Consider the following 22,350-nt stretch of genomic DNA (forward strand, 5'->3'; position numbering starts at 1 on the left):
TAAAAAAGAGTAATTTAAAACAAAACGTTTGACTTTTAGCTCGTTTGTGGAATCGAAAACTGAACTGAAAAATAAAACCGGAATGGAATGCGGAATTTAGCAAATTGCGGAATTGCTCACTCAATCGGATTTGAAAAAGTTTGCGGATTAAATAGCTGACCGAATTCACTCAAACGCTGGAAAAACTAAAAACGGAATTAAGCCGAATAAGAATAAGTCGGAATAAAAACAACGAAATGCCAACACCGTATATAATTAATGGCTAGTTTTAGCTTGCTTACGAAAATCCTCGCGGATTTTCTATCTAGTTTTTATTTGCTAAATTAGGTGCTTAACCAAACAATTAACCTTATATGGTGTTGTAGGTAATATAGAACACCCGCTCTTGTGAAAAATAAATTATGATAAAATTCTTTAGACTACTCGAACTCAATTTTGCCCTTGCAAAATCAAAGCTCTTAAAGAGGTTTGGTGAGAATACAAATAGTAACTTAAACATCCATTAATGATAAAGTTTTTTAGAAAGATTAGATACGACCTTATGGAGAAAAACAAAACCGGAAAGTATTTTAAATATGCCATTGGCGAAATAGTACTTGTGGTTATTGGAATTTTAATTGCGCTTCAAATAGATAATTTAAATACTAAAAAAATAGAAAACCAAAGAGAAATAAAATACCTAACAAATATAAAGCTAGACCTAAATAAAGATATTGAAAGTCTTGAATACAATATAAATTTTAGACACAAAAAGGCATTGGGTATTGAGAAACTCTTAAATCAAATCAATGGACAGCAAATTCTAAACTTAAGCGAAACAACTTATAACGTAGTAAACACTTTATATCAAGAAAAATTTCAACCTAGTAATGTTGCATATAATGAATTGGTCAGTTCTGGTAATATGAATCTTATTTCCAATGATTCAATAAAAATATATTTGTTTGATTTATCACTTCTTTATCAATCAAATTCATATTATAATGAACACGAAACCTCTGAATATGAAGAAAACATATCCAAGCCAATTTTTCGCTTAACAGACATTGAGCGAATGAAGCCTGTCTTTTTAGGATTAAAAACAGCAGAGCAAGCAAATATTTCGGAAAGAGACTTCGAAGCTTTATTTAAGAGTCAGGTTTACAAAAATGGATGTGTTATTTTAAATTGGACTTCAGAAGGGTTTATTGAACTTTATGAAAATCTAAAAACAAAATCTGTAAAATTAGTTGAATTGATTGATTTAGAATTAAAAAAATAATGAAGGCAGTTTCTCATAAACTGTATAAGTATTAAAATGAAGTTTAAAAAAGCTATTCTCATAAACCTTTTATTGCCATATTCCTTTCCTCATTGTTGTATGTTTTTAGACATATTCAATTTATTTCATTGTTCTTCGAATTTATCGACTTTAGCCTTCATCATGCTTATATAGTTATATTTGGTGGGTTTATGTTTTATAAATCCAAATCAATTATTCCATCAATAATATTTCATTCATTTTGAAATATAACAAGCTCAATATAAAACAACTAGGCAACTACGCTGAATAATTTAATTGCTTGTACAGTGTGTACTCGGATACTAACGTAGCACACTGCGAAGCAAAATCTTACGATTCCACTACCTCACCATAATTCTCAACCACATATTCTCCCCAATCTATTATAGATTTTATTAGCGGAATTAATGTTTTTCCAAATCCTGTAAGACTGTATTCTACTTTAAGAGGTGGCTTAGTAGTATATACTTTTCGCTTCACCACTCCATCTTCTTCTAAACTTTTTAATTGCAAACTTAAGGTGCGCTCTGTAACACTACCCATTTTTTTTCGCAATTGGCTGTAGCGCAAAGGACCACCCATAAGATATGCTAGAATTACTGTTTTCCATTTACCTCCAATAATTCCCATGGTTACACTTGTGCAACAGGGATAAGACTTGCCATTAAAATTATGCTCCATATTTGTTAAATAATCTATAAAATCCGTACTATCAAAAAGGATAGGTATTGCAAAAATAAGAAACTATACTTATTTTTGCAACTATAAAAATTATAGTAATTAAAAATAAATTAATAATGACCGTAAAAGACACATTAAACTGGCGCTATTCTACAAAAGATTTTGATCCCAATAAAAAAGTCTCTAATGCAGACTTTAAACAACTTAAAGCGCTATTGCGCATGAGCCCATCAAGTACTAACATACAACCTTGGCATTTTGTTATAGCCAATACTGAAGAAGGAAAGAAGCGTGTTGCAAAAGGAGCACAAGGCTTTTTTAGTTTTAATGAATCTAAGATTAAGCATGCATCTCATGTTGTTGTATTTTGTTCTCGTATTACAGTAGATAACGATTATATGTTACATTTATTAGCACAAGAAGAAAAAGATGGAAGATTTCCTAATGAAGAAGTAAAGCAAAATACGCATGGTGGTCGTAATATATTTGCAGATATTCATAAATACGATTTAAAAGACCTACAGCATTGGATGGAAAAACAAGTGTACCTAAATATAGGTAACTTTCTATTAGGAGCTGCAACCTTAGGTTTAGATGCATTACCAATGGAAGGTGTAGATGTAAAAGCTTTAGATGAGGAATTTGGGCTAAGAGAAAAAGGCTATACAGCAGTTACAGTTGTTGCTGTTGGCTACAGAACAGAGTCTGATTTTAATACACCAAGCAAAACACCTAAATCTAGATTACCAGAGAGTGAAATCTTTACAATTCTATAGATTTACCTTTTGGATTAAAATTTAATAGCGGTTTTTATTTTTAATTATTACCGTTATTTTTTTTCTCTAAAAACAATCAAATATTATCTAGAATGAACTTAGAAGCAAACAAGAAAAACGCCATAGCATTTTACAAATTGTCTTATGAAGGTAATCCAAAAAAAGCTATTAAGAAATATGTTGGAGGTGAATACATTCAGCACAACCCTTTAGTTGGTGATGGAAAAAACCCATTTATCAATTATTTTGAACGTATGCAAGTAGAATATCCAGAAAAGTCGATTGAGTTTGTAAGATGTATTGCTGAAGGGAATTTGGTGTCCTTACATACACATCAAACTTGGCCAGAAAATGATCAATATGTAACTATGGACTTCTTTAGGTTCGATGATAAGGGTAAAATATGTGAGCATTGGGATGCTATACAGCAGATACCAAAAGTATCTGCAAACTCAAATACAATGTACTAAAACAAAAGAATATGCCAACTACAAAAATATAGTAATTCCTTTAAGTGTTTTGCTTGTTTTATAGAACATACACATTACTTTCTTGTACAAACTGTTATTCTAAAAAAGATGGTTTTAGCATCTTAAATAACATGAAAAAATATCATAAAGAAATGACATACAGCACCACCTAAAACAAACAGATGCCAAATAACGTGAAAATAAGGAACCTTTTGTAACGCATAAAAAACAATACCAACTGTATAAGACAAGCCACCAGCAAATAACCATAATATACCATTAGAGCCAAGAGCTATGGACAGATTGGAAAAATCAAATATAATAAGCCAACCCATTACTAGATATAATAGCGTTGAGAATAATTCGAATTTCCCTGTAAAAAAGAGCTTTAATATCACACCAAAAACTGCAATTCCCCAAACGGTCCAAAATAGTGTCCAACCTAAACTATCTGTAAGCGAAATCAATAATACTGGTGTGTAGGTTCCTGCAATTAGCAAATAGATACTGATATGATCTATAATTCTGAAATAATGTTTGCGTTTCTCCCCTTTTACAGCATGATAAAATGTTGAGGCTAAGAACAAGACGATAATAGAAATTCCATAAACAATAACACTAAACAAACTCCAAGGTTTAGCAGTATCAGCATAGACTATCAACAGAACTAATGCCGCAATTCCTAAAGCAGCACCAATGCCATGTGTCCATGCATTTAGTTGTTCTTCGAGTTTGGTTTGAATTCGCATTTAACTTTTAGGCTTAGATGTAGTTTTACGTTTCGATTTAGACCATTTGCTTACACTATCATAAAAATCAATTTCATAAGCTGGTTTTTGACGTTCTAATTGTTCATTCTGAAATGCACGTTGCAAAATATCTTCGATTAAATAGTCCTCTTCTTCATTTATTGGACTAAACTCACGTTTTAGAGAAATATCAAATAAACTTGCCGTATTATTAAACCAAAAGGCGCGCCAACCACTCCGGAGTTCTTTAATTAATTGAAAAGTCGTTTTTCCGGTTTGTCTATGAATAAGTTTTACTAAAATTTGCCCTTCCGTTTTTGTGAGTTTTTTCAATTCTGCAGAAAATTCATTTTCTATATATTTCTGAATAATCTTAGAATAGCGTTTTTTTTCGCGTTTACGTTCTAACTCGTCTAATCGTTTTTGTAAAGCTTCTAAACGCTCAGAAGCAAGTTTGGCATAAGGATAAACCTTTAAGGTTTTTCGTCTTAAAATTATATAACGTAAACGAGCATCTCGATCTACAAATTTAAGGTTTGGTAATACCAATACTTCATTTAATTCTACTGATGTTACTGGTATAGAATCACCTTCAATAATCATATAGTGTACCTGTGTGGTATCTTGCTTAACAGGATCCTCTTGTGCAAAAATTGCTACAGTAAAAAACAACGCTATGTAAATTATATACTTCATCAATTTTTTTAGTCTCAAAACCGCTCCAAAATATAAGATTCCAGCAGAATTCAAAATTAATAATAATTAAAGGCTATAACCTTAAATTCGTATTAATATTATTATTTTTAAAGAAAAATTTACACAAATGGCAAAAAAGCAATTACTAAATAAAAAGTCAATGGACTTTTTAGAAAAATACCTAAATAATGCGTCACCTACAGGATATGAATGGGATGGGCAAAAACTATGGATGGATTATCTAAAACCTTATGTAGATGAATTTATAACCGACACGTATGGAACTGCTGTTGCTGTAATTAATCCCAAAGCAAAATACAAAGTCGTTATTGAAGGACATGCCGATGAAATTTCGTGGTATGTTAATTATATTTCTGATAATGGGTTACTTTATGTGATAAGAAATGGAGGAAGTGATCACCAGATTGCACCAAGTAAAATCGTTAATATCCATACAAAAAAAGGCATTGTAAAAGGTGTTTTCGGTTGGCCTGCAATACATACACGAAGTAAAGCTAAAGAAGAAGCACCAAAACCAGATAATATTTCCATTGACATAGGTGCGAAAGATAAAGCTGAAGTTGCTAAAATGGGAGTACATGTAGGATGTGTAATTACCTATCCAGATGAATTTCATATTCTGAATAAAGATAAATTTGTTTGTAGAGCTTTAGATAATAGAATGGGTGGTTTTATGATTGCTGAAGTAGCACGTTTACTTCACGAGAATAAAAAGAAATTACCTTTTGGTCTTTATGTTACCAATTCAGTACAAGAAGAAATTGGACTCAGAGGTGCAGAAATGATTACACAGACCATACAACCTAATGTAGCCATTGTAACAGATGTAACGCATGATACAACAACTCCTATGATTGATCCTAAAAAACAAGGTTTAGCCGAAATAGGTAAAGGGCCTGTTGTGGCTTATGCACCAGCAGTACAGCAAAAATTACGCGATTTAATTACAGATACTGCTGAAGAAAATAAAATACCTTTTCAACGCGCAGCGTTATCTCGTGCAACAGGAACAGACACAGATGCCTTTGCGTATAGCAATGGAGGAGTTGCTTCTGCACTTATTTCTTTACCATTGCGCTATATGCATACTACTGTAGAAATGGTACATAAAAGCGATGTAGAAAATGTAATTAAGTTAATTTACGAAACACTATTAAAAATAGAAGACGGAGAAACGTTTAGCTATTTTAAATAATAAATTAGTATTATAGCCTCCCTTGGGAGGCTTTATTTTTATGGACGAATACATTGATATAATGGATGATCTTGGTCAACCAACTGGTAGAACAGCTTTAAAATCTGAAGCTCATAAAAATGGTTGGTATCATAACACCATTCATTTATGGCTCTTTACAAAGCAAGGTGAGATTTTGTTACAACAGCGTTCTCACAAAAAAGTGATTCACCCATTACTTTGGGATGTTTCAGTCGCAGGTCATATAGATACTGGTGAATCGTTTATTGAAGCTGCACTGCGAGAAACTAATGAGGAAATAGGTTTACAATTGGACGGAGAAAACGTATTGAAAATAGGTGTTTTTCTTCATGAAACGACTTATGATGATGGTAACATTCAAGATAATGAGTTTCACCAGGTATATATCTCAGAATTAAAAGTCGAAGTAAGCAAACTCATTCCTCAAAAAGAGGAAGTTGAAGCATTAAAACTAGTCTCTTTAAATGAATTTAAAATATTGTTAAAACATAGCGAGAGTAATTGTCATTTTGTACCAAGCAACAAAACGTATTATAAGTTTATATTAAAGGTTATAAAAGAAAAATTAAGCACATGAATTTAACCCTTCTTGCAGTTGCACCAGTTATGGCTATTATTCTTTACATTTATGTTCAGGATAAATATGATAAAGAACCTAAAGGCTTACTCGTTTTAAATTTCCTTTTTGGCTCCATTGTAAGTATAATAATTGTTTCGGTGTTATATTTATTCACAGGACGTCTTCTTCCTATTACAAATGAATTTAGCATATGGCAACAATTTATACAAGCGTTTTTTGTTGTTGCTTTAGCTGAAGAGTTTAGCAAATATGTGATTGTAAAATACTTTGCCCAACCAAGAAAAGCTTTTAATGAACCTTATGATGGTATTATGTATGCCGTAATGGTGTCTATGGGTTTTGCTTGCACCGAAAATATATTATATGTTTTAGAAAGTGGTTATGAAACCGCCATTTTAAGAGCTTTTACCGCAGTTCCTGCTCATGCCACATTTGGCATTTTAATGGGCTATTATATGGGAAAGGCGAAGTTTGCAAAAAACCGTTTTCGGTTAAATATGGCAGGATTGTTTTTAGCAGTTTTGTTTCATGGTGCTTATGACTTCTTTTTGTTCATTGGGTTTATTCCGGGTATTTCAGCAGGAGCTTTTATATCACTTATCTTAGGTGTTATCTTATCTCGAAAAGCTATAAGACGGCATCAAGAAAATTCAAATTTTAAAACTTTATGAAATACGGCTTTAAACATGATTAATTTCATATTTTAGAAGTCATTTAATCTATAATTTAGCACGTATAAAATCACTACTATGTATAAAATAAAAGTGGATGCTTCACATCAATTTGAAATTAATAAAGCAGATGTTGAAGCCATTGATTGTATTGAAACTTCGAACAATACATTTCACATACTCCAAGAGAACACCTCAGTAAATGCATCTATATTAGATTCAAACTTCAACAAAAAGCTTTATACTGTTAAGGTGAGTAACAACATTTATGAAGTAAACATTAATGATGATTTAGACCAACAAATAGAAACCTTAGGCTTTGAGGTTGGCGCTACTAAAAAAGTGAATGAAATTAAAGCACCAATGCCTGGTCTAATTTTAGAAATTAATGTAAAAGCAGAACAAGAGGTTAAAGAAAATGATGCCCTGTTAATTCTTGAGGCCATGAAGATGGAGAATGTGATAAACTCACCTCGAGATGGAGTTATAAAATCAATCAAAGTGAAACAAGGTGAGGCCGTTGATAAAAATTCACTTTTAATAGAATTCGAATAACATGAAAAAAATATTAATTGCAAATAGAGGTGAAATAGCCATTCGAGTAATGCGAACTGCAAAAAAAATGGGAATTAAAACCGTTGCAGTATTTTCTGAGGCAGATAGAAATGCACTACATGTAAAATATGCAGACGAAGCGGTTTGTATTGGACCAGCACCATCAAATCAATCCTATTTAAAAGGAGAAAAAATCATAGAGGTTGCCAAAGCATTACATGTGGATGGCATTCATCCTGGTTACGGATTTTTAAGTGAAAATGCTGTTTTTGCTGAATTAGCAGAAAAAAATAATATCATTTTTATTGGCCCAAGATCTAAGGCTATTAAAATGATGGGAGATAAATTAGCTGCTAAAGATGCAGTTAAAGATTATAATATCCCAATGGTTCCCGGAGTAGATCATGCCATTACAGACCCAAAAGAAGCGGTTCAAATAGCAAAAGATATTGGATTCCCTATTCTAATTAAAGCTGCCGCTGGTGGAGGTGGAAAAGGGATGCGTGTGGTAGAAAAGGAAAAAGATGTAGAAGAACAAATGAAGCGTGCCATTAGTGAGGCTACCTCAGCTTTTGGTGATGGTTCTGTTTTTGTTGAAAAATATGTATCATCTCCTCGCCATATAGAAATTCAAATCATGGCAGATAGCCATGGAAATATATTACACTTTTTTGAACGTGAATGCTCAATACAGCGACGTCATCAAAAAGTAGTAGAAGAAGCTCCATCTTCAATTCTTACTTCAGAATTAAGAGAGAAAATGGGACAAGCTGCAATTAATGTAGCACGTGCTTGTGATTATTTAGGAGCTGGTACTGTTGAATTTCTTCTAGACGCTGAGCACAATTTCTACTTTTTAGAAATGAATACAAGATTGCAAGTAGAGCATCCTGTATCTGAATGGATCTCTGGAGTCGATTTAGTTGAATTACAAATTAAAGTAGCGAGAGGAGAAAAACTAGATATAAAACAAGAGGATTTAAAAATAAATGGACATGCTTTAGAACTCAGAGTCTATGCGGAAGATCCCATGAATGACTTTTTACCTAGTGTCGGAAATCTAGAAATTTATAGACTTCCTGAAGGAGAAAACATCCGAGTAGATAACGGTTTTGAAGAAGGTATGGATATTCCTATTTATTACGATCCTATGCTTTCTAAACTTATTACTTATGGCAGTACTAGAGAAGAAGCTATTGAATTAATGATTAAAGCGATAGACAACTATCATGTAAAAGGTGTCCAAACAACACTCCCTTTCGGACGTTTTGTTTGCGAACACGAAGCTTTTAGAAGTGGTAATTTTGATACCCATTTTGTAAAGAACTACTACTCACCTAGCCTATTAGAAGAGCAGCATCATAAGGAAGCTGAAATTGCAGCCAAAATTGCTTTAAAACAATACCTAGAAGATCAAAAATTATTAAGATTACCTAACTAAGACACTATGGACTCTAAAATAAAAACACTTAACGATAAAATAGCGCTATCCAAATTAGGAGGTGGACAAGCACGTATAGATAAACAACACCAAAAGAAAAAACTTACTGCCAGAGAACGCGTTTTGTATCTTTTAGATGAAGGCTCTTTTGAAGAAATTGGAGCACTTGTTACGCATAGAACAAAAGAATTTGGCATGGCAGACCAAAAGTTTTATGGTGATGGTGTAGTCACTGGTTATGGAACCGTAAACGGAAGGCTAATCTATGTTTTTGCTCAAGATTTTACAGTTTTCGGAGGCTCTTTATCTGAAACACATGCAGAAAAAATTTGTAAAATTATGGATATGGCAGTTAATGTCGGTGCACCAATAATCGGGCTAAATGATTCTGGTGGAGCACGTATACAAGAAGGTGTGCGCTCTTTAGGTGGTTATGCAGATATTTTCTATAGAAATGTACAGGCCTCTGGAGTAATTCCTCAGATATCAGCCATAATGGGACCTTGTGCTGGTGGAGCCGTTTACTCGCCTGCTATGACAGATTTTACTATAATGGTACAAGACACAAGTTATATGTTTGTAACTGGACCAAATGTTGTAAAAACAGTAACAAATGAAGAGGTTACCAGTGAGGAATTAGGTGGAGCCAGCGTTCATTCTTCAAAATCTGGTGTTGCCCATAAAACTTCAACTAATGATATTGAATGTTTAGAAGACGTCAAAAAATTATTGAGTTATTTACCTCAAAGTAACAGAAAGAAAGCAGAAGATTTAGAATATGAATTAAAAGAAGAAATCAGAGAAAGTCTATCTGATATAGTACCAGAAAACCCTAACAAACCTTATGACATGCATAAGGTGATTGAAGGCATAATTGATGAAGATTCGTTCTACGAAATTCATAAAGATTATGCTGAAAATATTCTTGTCGGTTTTGCACATCTAGGAGGTAAAAGTATCGGTATTGTTGCCAATCAACCTATGTTTTTAGCAGGTGTACTTGGGGTAAAGAGCTCTAGAAAAGCCGCTCGATTTGTACGATTCTGTGATGCTTTTAATATTCCATTATTGGTGTTAGAAGATGTTCCAGGGTTTTTGCCAGGAACTGACCAAGAATGGAATGGTATTATTGTACAAGGAGCAAAACTTCTCTATGCCTTCAGTGAAGCTACAGTACCAAGAATCACAGTAATTACGCGAAAGGCTTATGGAGGAGCTTATGATGTAATGAACTCTAAACATATAGGTGCTGATATGAATTTTGCTTGGCCTAATGCTGAGATTGCTGTTATGGGAGCTAAAGGCGCAGCCGAAATCATATTCAAAAGAGAAATTTCATCAGCTGATAACAAAGAAGCAAAATGGAAAGAAAAAGAAGCTGAATATGCAGAGCTTTTCGCGAATCCTTATAGTGCAGCAGAGCGTGGTTTTGTAGATGAAGTTATTTTACCTAAGAATACGAGACGTAAGCTTATAAAAGCGTTTAGTATGCTTGAAAATAAAGAAGTAAATAGGCCGAAACGTAAGCACGGTAATATTCCGCTTTAATTAAAAAATGCGACCATAGTAGTTTAAATCTACTATTTCGCCTTTGGTAGTTCTGTAATCCTTTCTAATGGTACCTTCGAGCTCAAAACCATTTTTAAGGATTACAGCAATACTGCCTTTGTTTCTGCTATTAGCTCTACATAGAAGCTTAATGAATTTATACTCTTCAACAATATGATTTACAACAAGATTTGATGCTTTAGAGACGATACCTTTACCTTCATATTGCTTATCGATAAATGAACCAAGTTCTGCTTTTGGAACATTCATGTCAATATTTTTTACATCGACTAAACCAATAAACTTATCGGTTTTTATATCTATAATCATAAAAGGTAAATAACTTAATTCTTTTATATGTTTTTGAATTTCATCACAATATCTTAAAGTATCTTCTAGTGTACGCGTTTTAGAAACCGTTCCTGCAAAGAAATCTTCTAAACGTTGTCTATTAGAATCTATTAACTCAAATAAAGTACTACCATCATTAACACCTAATAGTGAAATCCTATAATTATCAAATATCATACGTATCTTTATTCAGGGAATTTACTTTCATCAATTCCTGGTACAATACGCAATGCATTTTTGTAATACACCTTTTTAAGAACGTCATCCGATAAATCTAAACCGTACATAGGCCAAAAGGCATGGTATTTTTTGTGATAAGGAAAATACTCATCATCAGATTCTAAAACTCTAAAATAAGTAGGGAACTCTTCTGGTTTCCAGCTGTCTTTACCGAATAAGATGCGGTCTTGATATTTTTCAAAAAAAGCTTTTGCAAATCTAGGTTGACGACCTAATTCGGCAATAATAGCACCTATACCTACATTCATATTTGGCATTTCGTCTAATAACTCACCTAGTCTATCTAAATCATTAGCAAACCATCCCATATGAGCATTAATAAATATTGTACTCTTATGCTTTTTAAACATATTATGCTGCTCTTTTATAATCTGTTCCCATGGTACAGGATTAGTATCACTTCGTTTTCTTCTAGGATGCGTTTTTAATTCTAACCAACGCTCATTGTCTCCATTAAACTCTGCCCAAAATAATTTTGGATCTGCAGAATGAATTAAAACAGGAATTCCTAATTCTCCACATTTCTCCCAAATAGGATCTAATCGAGAATCGTCAATGGCAAGTCGCTTTCCATCTGAATCTTTGTTTCGCAATCCTAAACTCTTATATACTTTGAGTCCTACTGCACCTGCTTTCACATCATCTTCGAGTTGTTTTACCGTTTTTCTAATCCAACCTTCAGCACCAGCACCTTCAAAATTAATATTACAGAATAGTACAAAACGTCCTGGATATTTGGCATTTGCATTAGCTAAAGCTTTAACCAAGTCCTCACCTGTTCTTCCGCTCAAATTAACCATAACTTGAAGGTTTAATGTATCCATAGCTGTGATTACTGGTTTTAAATCTTGAGAAGCCATTCTGTATTGATGACCATGCACATCTATAAAAGGAAACTTTGCACGCTTTACAATTTTACCTGGCACTACGAGCGTTGACTTAGGGTTGTATTCTTCGAAACTTAAGTCTTGAGCGTTACTAGTTATAGAAAAGAGTAAGGATATTAATAGAAATACTATAATTTTTTTTTTCATATCGATTGATTCTTAAGAGAGATTAAATTTATACAAAATGCTGGATGATTATGACAGTTTATGATGCGTTTAACGTTTATATTTTCGCTTGAAATGTATATAAATCATAATAACGGCCTTTAACTTTTATTAACTCATCATGTGTGCCACGCTCTGCAATGCGTCCTGCTTCTATGACTAAGATTTGGTTCGCTCTTTTTATTGTACTTAAACGGTGTGCTATAACTATGGTAGTTCTGTTATTGGTTAATTCTGATAAACTTTTTTGAATTAAGCCTTCACTTTCTGTATCTAAATTTGAAGTCGCTTCATCTAAAATAATAATTTTAGGATCCGCTAAAATAGCTCTTGCGATTGCTATTCGTTGTCGCTGCCCTCCAGACAGTTTCACACCACGCTCACCTATTAAAGTTTCTAAACCCTGATCAAAACGATCTGTAAATTCATTAACGTAAGCAGCTTTTACAGCATTTTGTAGTTGTGCCTCTGTTGCATTTGGCCTTGGAAACATAATGTTTTCCCTAATGGTGCCTTCAAACAAAAATTCATCCTGCAACACAACACCCAAGTTTTGTCTAAAACTACTTAGCTTTACTTTTGATAAATCCTGGCCATCAATTGTAATCACACCTGAAGCAGGATTTAAAAAAGTTGCCGATAAACCTGCAATGGTTGACTTACCAGAACCTGAACTACCCACCAAAGCAATTACAGAACCAGATGGTGCTTCAAAATTTATATTATGTAATACTGGTTTCTCCTCTTCATAGGCAAATGACACATTACTAAATTTTATATCACCTTTAATTCGTTCTAATTGAATGGTTCTATCTTCTTGTTCATCTTCAGTAGTTAAATTCATAAGTTCCTCAGTGCGATCTAAACCTGCCAATGCCTCTGTTAGTTGACTACCTATGTTGCTCATTTGTACAATAGGAGCTACCATAAATGCTAATAGAAAGGTGAACTGTAAAAAATCTCCAGGTGTAATATCACCTTGAATCATGTAATGCCCACCAATACCCATTATTCCTGTTGTTGCTAAACCAATCAAAAAGGTTGAAGAACTCGTCATTATGGCGGTTGCTGTCAAGCTTTTTTTAACGTTTTGAAAAATATTATCTACCCCTTTTTCAAAAACCTTATTTTCCTGTTCTTCTGCATTAAAAGCTTTGATTACGCGAACACCAGCTATAGTTTCATTTAAACGACCTTTAACTTCAGCATTGATTTTTCCTCTGGCTCTAAAAATTGGTCTAATATATTTGAAGGCTTTTAAGGCAATAATTGCAAAAACAGATAACGGTATAAACGTAAAAAGTGTCATCCAAACATTCATTTTTAATAAAATAACTAACGTTACAATCGCTGTAAATGAGCCACCAACCAATTGTACTAAACCTGTACCAATTAAATTTCTTACACCTTCTACATCACTCATAATACGAGAAACTAAAGCACCCGATTTTGTGTTATCAAAGAAACTAATAGGTAATGACAATACTTTTCTTTGTACTTGTGCTCTTAATTCGCTAATTAAATGTTGGGCTTGAATGCTTAACACTTTAGTTAATAAAAAAGACGTAATCGCTTGTATTAAAATTGCTGAGATAACAATTGCTATTAAAGTGTATAATTGATTGTAATCTTTATTTGGCACAACCTCATCTAACAGTACTTTACTTTCTAATGGCAAAACAAAACCCGCCAAACTACGAATGATTATTAGAATTAAACCTAAAAAAACTAAGTTACGTCTTGGCCAAATAATCGTTTTAAAAGCCGTCTTCAAAGTAACTTTTGGCTTTTCATTATTTGATTTTTCAGGCTTATCCTTTAAGTGCCTCATTTTATATATATTTTTTGTGCAAATATACATTTGTCAGAAGGCTCTAACCGAATGAATCAACTAAGTTTTATAGATTATTATTGAAAATGTGAAAACAATTCCTAATCTAATAAACGTCTATGATAATTTATTTGCCCTAAATGATATGCTAAGTGCGTTGTGAGATGCACTAAAAAGTATTCTGTTGTCATTGTATCTTCAAATACAAGACGCTTGTATTCTTTTTGCAAATCTTCTTTAGATATACTACTTAAAGTGCTTTCTACGACTTCAATTGTATTATTTATTTGTGTAATCAATTCTGATTTTGAAATATCTTTAAGTGAAAATTCTAAATCACGTTGTCTTATATATCCTGAGTCCCCTAAAATGGCGCCAATGAAATAATTAAGATTTCCAACAAGATGAAGGCATAAATTACCTGCAGAATTAGATATATCATTGTTTACTATCCATAAATTGGCTTCATTTCTATAGGAATCCACTTCTACCTTTAATTTACCTAAATCTCTTTTAAATAATTTGATAAGTGTTTCTGTTAACATTCTATGTGATTATTAAATATTAATATCTGATTTTTAGTATAATTGCTGTCCAAAAATAGACAATAATTGACTTACTTTTGCGCAATGCAAAACGAACAACGCTCGCAGCTAGAATTTATAGTCTTAATGGCCGCATTAATGTCGATAGTAGCACTATCAATAGATGCTGTTCTACCTGCACTACCCACAATTGGTGACTATATAACTAGCGTAAGTGATACAGAAAACCAAAAATTAATTACTACAATATTTTTAGGACTTGGTGTTGGTCAGCTTATATTTGGTCCACTTTCTGATAGTTTTGGGCGTAAACCAATGGTTTATTTTGGCTTTGGTGTTTTTGTTATTGCCTCCATTATTTGTATTACAACACGTAGTTTTGAAATGATGCTCTTAGGTCGTGCATTGCAAGGCATCGGTTTATCCTCTCCAAGGACAATGAGCATAGCTATTGTTAGAGATTCTTATAGTGGAGATCACATGGCTAAGATTCTATCTATAGTGGTAATGACCTTTATTTTAGTACCAGTAATTGCTCCGATGTTAGGTCAATTTTTATTGTATCAATTTGGATGGAAATCCATTTTTATTGTGAATTTAGTTTTTGGCTTTTTAATAATGCTTTGGTTTTGGAAACGACAGCCCGAAACTTTGCATGAGAAATATAAAAAATCGTTTAGTTTGTCTATTTTTAAAACTGGTACAATTGCATTTTTTAAAATAAAATCAGCGGTAATATTTACCTTATTATCTGGATTTATAACAGGTTCTTTTATGGTATATTTGAGTACCTCTCAGCAAATCTTTCAGGTACAATATAACTTAGGCGAGTATTTCCCTTATGTTTTTGCGAGTTTAGCTATAGCCATTGGTCTAGCGACTTATATAAATAGTATATTGGTGATGCGATTTGGAATGAAAAAACTTGTGAATATAGCCTTAATTGCATTTGTATCTATTTCATTTATATACGTCATCCTATTTGGGTTTAAAAATAATCCAAGTTTTGAAATTCTACTTCTATTTTTCACTCTTCAATTTGCTAGTGTTGCCTTTTTGTTTGGTAATCTCAGAGCTTTAGCTATGGAACCAATGGGACATATAGCTGGTATTGGATCTGCTTTAAATGGTTTTATCTCAACCGTTATGGCAGTACCTATTGCAAATTATATTGGAAGTTTTGTAAAAGACTCTGTAGCGCCTCTTTTTCTAGGTTTTATGGTGTGTGGGCTAATATCAATAGTGCTATTTTACAGCAACAGTGATACCATAAAAAAATTATTAAAAGTTACTTAAAAAATCTCTAAACTACCTTTACCTTCTCTGATAATAATCGGTTCGTTTTCTGATAAATCAATGATTGTTGAAGCTTCATTACCACCATAACCACCATCAACAACTAAATCAACTAGACTATCCCACTTTTCAAGGATTAGTTCAGGGTCAGTAGTGTATTCTACAACTTCATCTTCATCATGAATAGAGGTTGAAACAATAGGATTACCTAAAGCATTCACTAAAGCCAACGCTATTGAATTATCTGGCACTCTAATACCAACTGTTTTACGTTTTTTAAAGGGATTTGGTAAGTTTTTAGAGCCAGGTAGAATAAAAGTATATGCGCCAGGTAAAGCGCGTTTTAATATTTTAAAGGTCGTTGAGTCAATTTGCTTAACATAATCACTTAGATTACTTAAATCTTCGCAAATAAAAGAGAAATTTGATTTTTCGAGTTTTACATCTTTAATTTTAGCAATACGCTCTAAAGCTTTTATATTAGTGATATCACAACCTAAACCATATACTGTGTCAGTTGGATATATTATTAATCCACCTTTTTTTAGCACATCCACAACTTTTTGAATTGCTCTAGGATTAGGATTCTCAGGATAAATTTTAACAAATTCTGCCATTATTTAAAGATAGGTATAAATGCTAAAAAAATCACATTATTAAACTAAAGTGTAACATTCTGCTATATTTTCAGTCTATATAGTATGCATCAATTAATCAAAATCATCATCGCACTGCTCATTTCAGTTAAACTCTTTGCTGCTGAAATTGATACTCCAGAAGTAAAACCACCTATTGTTTTTACTAAAGCAGAAATTATTAATGCTTATACTACACGTATTCCATTTAAAATTATTGACCAACTTATAGTTGTAGAAGTGGAAATTCTGGATAAGGAAGGGAACTTTATTATTGACACAGGCTCTGAGGCATTAATATTAAATAGTGTTCATTTTAAGCCAACCAGAGCACACAGACAAGATGGCCAACTAAAAAGTGGTGTTCATAACGATATTGAAAATGTCAAAAAAAAATATCTCGATTTTCTAAGTATTAAAGATCTTAGTCTAGAAAAATTGAATGCCGATGTTATTGATCTATCACATATCGAAAAAGTAAAAAAAATAGAACTCTTAGGTATTATTGGATATAGTGTATTAAAGGATTTTGAGATATTTATTGATATGCACTTAAATCAAATTACACTTACTAGAACAAATCGACACGGAGAACGTCTGTCAAAAAAAGTATATGCAGAAGCCATTCACGATAGCATTGATATTAAACTAAAAAAACACACAATAATAATTGATGCTTTTGTAGGCAATAAAGAAGTAAGATTTGGATTAGACACGGCTGCAGAATATAATCAACTTAATGAAGATTTAGATTCCGAAATTTTAGACTATTTTTATCCTAGCAAAGAATTAAAGCTTACAGGTGCTAGCGGTCAGAAAATGAAAGTTTTGGCAGGGAAATTGTATAGAGTTAAGTTGAATGATTCAATTTACTTTGGCCCAATGAAAACAGTACTTACTAATTTAAAAAAAATGAATAGTGCATTTAGTACTAATCTCGATGGCATTTTAGGCTTTGAATTTTTCGCTCAAAAAAGAACGATTATTAATTACAAAAAAAGGAAACTTTATTTTATAAAGAGTCCAATTATAGAGCCTTGAAACTAAAACAATATCATATTCTTTTACTCTTCATTTCACTATTATTTGCCTTTAATTCTTATGCACAAAGCAATTCTATTAAAGGTTACAAAATTAAAGGTGAAGAGGTCATCTTTGTATTCAACGTCAATGACTATCCTAATATTAAAAATAATGGAGATACAGTTGATGATGTTTTTGTTTCAGGTGAATTTAACAATTGGGCTAAAGATCAATGGCCAATGACTAAGGTTAACGATTCTACTTACCAATTAAAAAAGAGTTTGTCTCATTTTACATCAGATTTTGATTGGGAGTTTAAGTTTATAGTTAATAGTGAGCATTGGGCAGAACCCTCCAGTGATTTTGAAAACATAGCAGATGCTAAAACCGAAGATGGTCGTCGCTTAATGGTATACAATCTAAAGCTTTACAGCGCTTTTGCTACAGATTATGGTAACATAAGTTTTAAGTTAAAAGATCACAAAGACGCAAAAAAGGTAATTCTGAGTGGTACATTTAATAGATGGGATGAGAGTGGTTTTAAGATGAAACAAACTGATGACGGCTGGAAAGTTACTTTGCAATTACGTCCAGATATTTATCAATACAAATTTATAGTTGATGGCAATTGGATTGAAGATCCTCAAAACCCTTCGAAAGTAGAAAATGAGCATCAAGGCTTTAACTCCGTTATAGATGTTCAAAAAAACGTGAAATTTCAACTCTGTGATTTTGAAGATGCTCAAACCGTTATACTTAGTGCTGATTTTAATAACTGGACAGAGCAAGAATTTGAAATGACTAAAGTAAACGGATGCTGGATATATAACCAAAGATTATCTGGTGGAAAATACCATTATAAGTTCATCGTTGATGGTAATTGGATTACAGATCCTGCAAACACAGTCAAGGAATATGATGATAAAGGTAATATTAACTCCGTTTGTATGGTGAAATAATACTAACGCATAACTTGAAGCTTCGCAAATCGTAATAATAATTTTTTAGTATCTCCTTTTTGAAATTTGATTTCAGCTTTAGCATCACCTCCTACACCTTCAATTTTAATAACCTCTCCTCTACCAAATCGCTGATGATTTACCATACTGCCCACAGTGAGTTTACTATCAAATAAATTAGAATTATCCTCAGATTTAGTTAATGGTTTCATTTTTTTAGGTGTACTAATCTTAAAATTCTCTGGTTTAGCTTTTGTATTCTTTTTTGGCATTTTTGCTGTCTTTGGTTTTGAAAATCGTATGCGGTTAGGTTCTATATCACCAAATATAGACTCGTCTATCATTGGATTAAAACGCTGTTCTTTTAACGGTGTAATAATATCTACATATTCATCTTCTATTTCTTCGATAAAACGGCTTGGTTCTGCATCAATTAATTTTCCCCAACGGTAACGCGATAACGTATAGGTTAAATAAGCTTGTTTTTCTGCTCTGGTTAAAGCTACATAAAATAAACGACGTTCTTCTTCTAATTCGCTACGTGTATTCATGCTCATGGCACTAGGAAACAAATCCTCTTCCATACCAACAATGAATACATGCGAAAATTCTAGACCTTTAGCTAAGTGAATTGTCATCAAAGCCACATGATCAGGATCTCCTTTATCGGCATCTAAATCTGTTGCTAAAGCCACATCTTCTAAAAATTCTGCTAACGAATCACCTGCATCTGCTAACTCTATCTGTCCTTCTACAAAGTCCTTGATACCATTAAGTAATTCCTGAACATTATCTATTCGTGTTACACCTTCTGGTGTACCATCCTTATTCAATTCTCTAATTAAGCCACTAGTTTTGGTAACATGCTCCGCTAAATCAAATGCATTAGCCGTTTGATTTATCACTTTATAACTTTCTATAAGTGTTACAAAATCTCTTAGCTTATTCTTTGTGCCATTATTAATATTAATAGAAACGGTATCAATATCTTTTAGAACACCATAAATCGTTTTTCCTGTAGCATTTGCCGCAACTACCAATCTTTCTATAGTTGTTTGTCCTATTCCTCTTGCTGGATAATTGATAACACGTTTTAATGCTTCTTCGTCAGCAGAATTTAGGATTAGCCGCAAATAAGCAGTAACATCCTTTATTTCCTTACGTTGATAAAAAGAAAGTCCACCATAAATACGATAAGGAATATCACGTTTTCTAAATGCATCTTCTATAGCACGTGATTGGGCGTTAGTGCGGTACAAAACAGCAAAATCACTATTAGGCAATTGATTGTTCATTTTGGTTTCCCAAATCGTACTCGCTACAAAACGACCTTCATCACCATCTGTTAACGAACGATTTACTTTCACTTTTTCACCTATATCATTTGCCGTCCAAACAATCTTATCTAGCTTGGTTTTGTTATGCTCAATAACCGAATTTGCAGCACCAACAATATTTTTTGTCGAACGATAATTCTGTTCTAAACGATACATTTTAACATTATCGTAATCTTTTTGAAAATTAAGAATGTTATTAATATTTGCACCACGAAACGCATAAATACTCTGAGCATCATCACCTACTACACATATATTTTGAAAACGATCTGCTAAAGCTCTAACGATTAAATATTGTGAGTGGTTTGTATCTTGATATTCATCTACCAATATGTAACGGAACTTATCTTGATATTGCGCTAGCACATTCGGAAAACGCGTAAGCAACTCATTGGTTCTCAACAATAAATCATCAAAATCCATAGCTCCAGCCTTAAAGCAACGATCTACATATTCTTTGTAAACATCTCCCATTCTTGGTCGACGTGCCATTGCATCAGCTTCCATTAATTCAGGATTCTTAAAATATGCCTTTACTGTAACAAGACTATTTTTATAAGATGAAATTCTGCTATAAATCTGTTTGGTTTTGTAGATATCCTTATCTAGTCCCATTTCCTTTATAATGGAACCCATGAGTTTCTGTGAATCTTGAGTGTCGTAAATTGTGAAATTGCTTGGAAAGCCTAAATGGTGACCTTCAAAACGTAAAATCTTAGCAAAAACAGAGTGAAACGTTCCCATCCACAAATTCTTAGCTTCACTATCTCCAACGATATCAGCAATTCTGCCTTTCATTTCTTTGGCCGCTTTGTTGGTAAATGTTAACGCTAAAATATTGAATGCATCTACGCCTTTACTCATCAAATACGCAATACGAAACGTTAGTACGCGCGTCTTACCAGAACCTGCACCAGCAATGATAATCATTGGGCCGTCCTTTTGTAACGTAGGTGCTAATTGTGCGTCGTTAAGTTGACTGAGATACTTTTCCAAATTCATTTTTTTTCGAACTGTGAAATTAAGAATAGTCTTAGGTTTTACCATATAGAAATTGCATTAATTATAAACAATGTATTAAGAGTTTAGTTTTATAAATTTTCAATATCTTAGTACAAATTATAAATCTATGAAGATTTTTTATGCCTTATTATTTACATGTACATTTTCTTTCTCGCAAAACACAATTGAGCAAGACATCATTGATATTGAAGAAAAATTAATAGAATGGAGACATCATTTTCATAAAAACCCAGAACTCTCCAATCAAGAATTTAAAACAGCAGAAAAGATTGCAGAACATTTAAAATCTTTAGGCCTTGAGGTTGAAACTGGTATAGCAAAAACAGGAGTTGTAGCATTGTTAAAAGGAGACAAGCCTGGAAAAGTGGTAGCTTTAAGAGCAGATATTGATGCGCTACCAGTAACAGAACGTAACGATTTACCTTTTAAGTCTGAAGTAAGAACAACGTTTTTAAATACAGAAACAGGAGTTATGCACGCTTGCGGACATGACACTCACATATCAATATTAATGGCAACTGCCGAAGTTTTATCTAAGCATAAAGACAAAATTAACGGCACAATTAAGTTTATTTTTCAACCAGCCGAAGAAGGTCCACCTCCAGGAGAAGAAGGCGGAGCTAAACTTATGATTAAAGAAGGTGTATTAGAAAATCCAAAAGTTGATGCTATTTTCGGATTGCACATAAATTCTGAAACTCCATTAGGTACTATAAAATACAAAACAGGTGGAATAATGGCTTCTGTAGAGCGATTTGTAATAGATGTGCAAGGAAAACAAACGCATGGCTCACAGCCTTGGTCTGGTGTCGATCCAATAATGATATCAGCCAAAATTATTGATGGTTTACAAACTATTATCAGTAGAGAATCTAAACTTACCAATGAAGCAGCTGTAATAACAGTTGGAAAAATAACAGCTGGGACAAGGTTTAATATCATACCTGAATCTGCAGAAATGATTGGTACAGTAAGAACATTAGATCCAAAAATGAGAGCTCATATTGAAAAACGAATGAAAGAAATGGTAGAATCCATTGCTAAAGCCTATGGAGGAAAAGCAACAATTACTTTTCAAAACAACACATCTATCACGTTTAATGATGCAGAACTAACAGAACAAATATTACCTTCACTTCAAAAAGCAGCTGGAGAAACTAATGTAAAAATCATGAAAGCCACTACTGGTGGTGAGGACTTTTCTTATTTTCAAGAAGTAGTTCCTGGCGTATATTTCTTTTTAGGAGGAATGACACCTGGCAATACTGAAGTTTTTCCACACCACACACCAGATTTTAAAATTGATGATAGCAGCATGCTTCTTGGTGTTAAAGCTTTTACTCAAGTTACCTTAGATTACTTAAACAATTAA

General features: G+C 32.9%; 22 protein-coding genes. 13 read left to right on the forward strand and 9 right to left on the reverse strand.

The window, feature by feature from the left end; all coding sequences use genetic code 11:
• Positions 1-505: 505 nt before the first annotated feature.
• The gene (locus AAC053_RS04225) at positions 506-1,261 is read left to right on the forward strand and encodes a DUF6090 family protein (protein WP_339753177.1); all 756 of its coding nucleotides are present in this window, start codon (positions 506-508) and stop codon (positions 1,259-1,261) included.
• A 351-nt stretch (positions 1,262-1,612) separates the two neighbouring features.
• On the opposite strand, the gene AAC053_RS04230 is transcribed toward AAC053_RS04225, so the two are convergent.
• The gene (locus tag AAC053_RS04230; RefSeq protein ID WP_339753180.1) at positions 1,613-1,963 is read right to left on the reverse strand and encodes a helix-turn-helix domain-containing protein; all 351 of its coding nucleotides are present in this window, start codon (positions 1,961-1,963) and stop codon (positions 1,613-1,615) included.
• 116 nt (positions 1,964-2,079) lie between these two features.
• Here AAC053_RS04230 and nfsB point away from each other — a divergent pair, with 116 nt between their 5' ends.
• Positions 2,080-2,739, forward strand: a complete 660-nt coding sequence (gene nfsB / locus AAC053_RS04235) for an oxygen-insensitive NAD(P)H nitroreductase (protein WP_339753182.1) — start codon at positions 2,080-2,082, stop codon at positions 2,737-2,739.
• A gap of 92 nt (positions 2,740-2,831) precedes the next feature.
• A complete protein-coding gene (locus AAC053_RS04240; protein WP_339753185.1) occupies positions 2,832-3,209 on the forward strand; it encodes a nuclear transport factor 2 family protein in 378 nt (125 codons plus the stop codon).
• 122 nt (positions 3,210-3,331) lie between these two features.
• On the opposite strand, the gene AAC053_RS04245 is transcribed toward AAC053_RS04240, so the two are convergent.
• Together AAC053_RS04245 and AAC053_RS04250 are read right to left on the reverse strand one after the other, a co-directional pair.
• Positions 3,332-3,958 carry a hemolysin III family protein gene (locus tag AAC053_RS04245; RefSeq protein WP_339753188.1) on the reverse strand — a complete coding sequence of 209 codons (627 nt, stop codon included), beginning with the start codon at positions 3,956-3,958 and terminating at the stop codon, positions 3,332-3,334.
• Positions 3,959-4,654: a DUF4294 domain-containing protein gene (locus AAC053_RS04250; protein ID WP_339753191.1), complete on the reverse strand. Its 696-nt coding sequence runs from the start codon at positions 4,652-4,654 to the stop codon at positions 3,959-3,961. It lies immediately after the preceding gene.
• A gap of 127 nt (positions 4,655-4,781) precedes the next feature.
• Here AAC053_RS04250 and AAC053_RS04255 point away from each other — a divergent pair, with 127 nt between their 5' ends.
• The 6 genes from AAC053_RS04255 to AAC053_RS04280 all read left to right on the forward strand — a co-directional run bounded on the left by AAC053_RS04255 (position 4,782) and on the right by AAC053_RS04280 (position 10,686).
• Positions 4,782-5,870 carry a M42 family metallopeptidase gene (locus tag AAC053_RS04255; protein ID WP_339753193.1) on the forward strand — a complete coding sequence of 363 codons (1,089 nt, stop codon included), beginning with the start codon at positions 4,782-4,784 and terminating at the stop codon, positions 5,868-5,870.
• Positions 5,871-5,910: 40 nt separating this feature from the next.
• The gene (locus AAC053_RS04260) at positions 5,911-6,468 is read left to right on the forward strand and encodes an NUDIX domain-containing protein (protein WP_339753196.1); all 558 of its coding nucleotides are present in this window, start codon (positions 5,911-5,913) and stop codon (positions 6,466-6,468) included.
• The gene (locus AAC053_RS04265; RefSeq protein ID WP_339753199.1) at positions 6,465-7,142 is read left to right on the forward strand and encodes a PrsW family glutamic-type intramembrane protease; all 678 of its coding nucleotides are present in this window, start codon (positions 6,465-6,467) and stop codon (positions 7,140-7,142) included. Before AAC053_RS04260 ends, AAC053_RS04265 begins: the two co-directional genes overlap by 4 nt.
• A 69-nt stretch (positions 7,143-7,211) precedes the next feature.
• A complete protein-coding gene (locus AAC053_RS04270) occupies positions 7,212-7,697 on the forward strand; it encodes an acetyl-CoA carboxylase biotin carboxyl carrier protein subunit (RefSeq protein ID WP_339753265.1) in 486 nt (161 codons plus the stop codon).
• A gap of 1 nt (position 7,698) precedes the next feature.
• Positions 7,699-9,138, forward strand: a complete 1,440-nt coding sequence (accC, locus tag AAC053_RS04275) for an acetyl-CoA carboxylase biotin carboxylase subunit (RefSeq protein WP_339753202.1) — start codon at positions 7,699-7,701, stop codon at positions 9,136-9,138.
• 6 nt (positions 9,139-9,144) lie between these two features.
• Positions 9,145-10,686 carry an acyl-CoA carboxylase subunit beta gene (locus AAC053_RS04280; RefSeq protein ID WP_339753204.1) on the forward strand — a complete coding sequence of 514 codons (1,542 nt, stop codon included), beginning with the start codon at positions 9,145-9,147 and terminating at the stop codon, positions 10,684-10,686.
• Here AAC053_RS04280 and AAC053_RS04285 read toward each other — a convergent pair whose 3' ends face one another.
• The 4 genes from AAC053_RS04285 to AAC053_RS04300 form a co-directional block, all read right to left on the reverse strand.
• On the reverse strand, positions 10,687-11,214 hold the full coding sequence (locus AAC053_RS04285) for a GNAT family protein (protein ID WP_339753207.1): 528 nt from the start codon (positions 11,212-11,214) through the stop codon (positions 10,687-10,689).
• Positions 11,215-11,222: 8 nt separating this feature from the next.
• Positions 11,223-12,311: an amidohydrolase family protein gene (locus AAC053_RS04290; RefSeq protein ID WP_339753210.1), complete on the reverse strand. Its 1,089-nt coding sequence runs from the start codon at positions 12,309-12,311 to the stop codon at positions 11,223-11,225.
• 76 nt (positions 12,312-12,387) lie between these two features.
• Positions 12,388-14,160, reverse strand: a complete 1,773-nt coding sequence (locus AAC053_RS04295) for an ABC transporter ATP-binding protein (RefSeq protein WP_339753212.1) — start codon at positions 14,158-14,160, stop codon at positions 12,388-12,390.
• Positions 14,161-14,261: 101 nt separating this feature from the next.
• Positions 14,262-14,705, reverse strand: a complete 444-nt coding sequence (locus AAC053_RS04300) for a DinB family protein (protein ID WP_339753215.1) — start codon at positions 14,703-14,705, stop codon at positions 14,262-14,264.
• An 84-nt stretch (positions 14,706-14,789) separates the two neighbouring features.
• Between AAC053_RS04300 and AAC053_RS04305 the strand changes: the two genes are divergently transcribed.
• Positions 14,790-16,001 carry a multidrug effflux MFS transporter gene (locus tag AAC053_RS04305; RefSeq protein ID WP_339753217.1) on the forward strand — a complete coding sequence of 404 codons (1,212 nt, stop codon included), beginning with the start codon at positions 14,790-14,792 and terminating at the stop codon, positions 15,999-16,001.
• Here the strand turns inward: AAC053_RS04305 and AAC053_RS04310 are convergent.
• Positions 15,998-16,618, reverse strand: coding sequence for an L-threonylcarbamoyladenylate synthase (locus tag AAC053_RS04310; RefSeq protein ID WP_339753220.1), 621 nt, complete (start codon positions 16,616-16,618; stop codon positions 15,998-16,000). The genes AAC053_RS04305 and AAC053_RS04310 overlap by 4 nt on opposite strands.
• 84 nt (positions 16,619-16,702) lie before the next feature.
• Between AAC053_RS04310 and AAC053_RS04315 the strand changes: the two genes are divergently transcribed.
• Positions 16,703-17,677: an aspartyl protease family protein gene (locus AAC053_RS04315; RefSeq protein WP_339753223.1), complete on the forward strand. Its 975-nt coding sequence runs from the start codon at positions 16,703-16,705 to the stop codon at positions 17,675-17,677.
• The gene (locus tag AAC053_RS04320; protein ID WP_339753226.1) at positions 17,674-18,618 is read left to right on the forward strand and encodes a hypothetical protein; all 945 of its coding nucleotides are present in this window, start codon (positions 17,674-17,676) and stop codon (positions 18,616-18,618) included. The genes AAC053_RS04315 and AAC053_RS04320 overlap by 4 nt, the downstream gene beginning before the upstream one ends.
• A 2-nt stretch (positions 18,619-18,620) precedes the next feature.
• Here the strand turns inward: AAC053_RS04320 and AAC053_RS04325 are convergent, their stop codons facing one another.
• Complete coding sequence (locus tag AAC053_RS04325) at positions 18,621-20,951, reverse strand: UvrD-helicase domain-containing protein (protein ID WP_339753228.1); 2,331 nt, start codon at positions 20,949-20,951, stop codon at positions 18,621-18,623.
• A gap of 133 nt (positions 20,952-21,084) precedes the next feature.
• On the opposite strand from AAC053_RS04325, the gene AAC053_RS04330 reads away from it, so the two are divergent.
• Positions 21,085-22,350 carry an amidohydrolase gene (locus tag AAC053_RS04330; RefSeq protein WP_339753231.1) on the forward strand — a complete coding sequence of 422 codons (1,266 nt, stop codon included), beginning with the start codon at positions 21,085-21,087 and terminating at the stop codon, positions 22,348-22,350.

Origin of the sequence: uncultured Winogradskyella sp. (genome assembly GCF_963975125.1) — a bacterium.
GTDB lineage: Bacteria > Bacteroidota > Bacteroidia > Flavobacteriales > Flavobacteriaceae > Winogradskyella.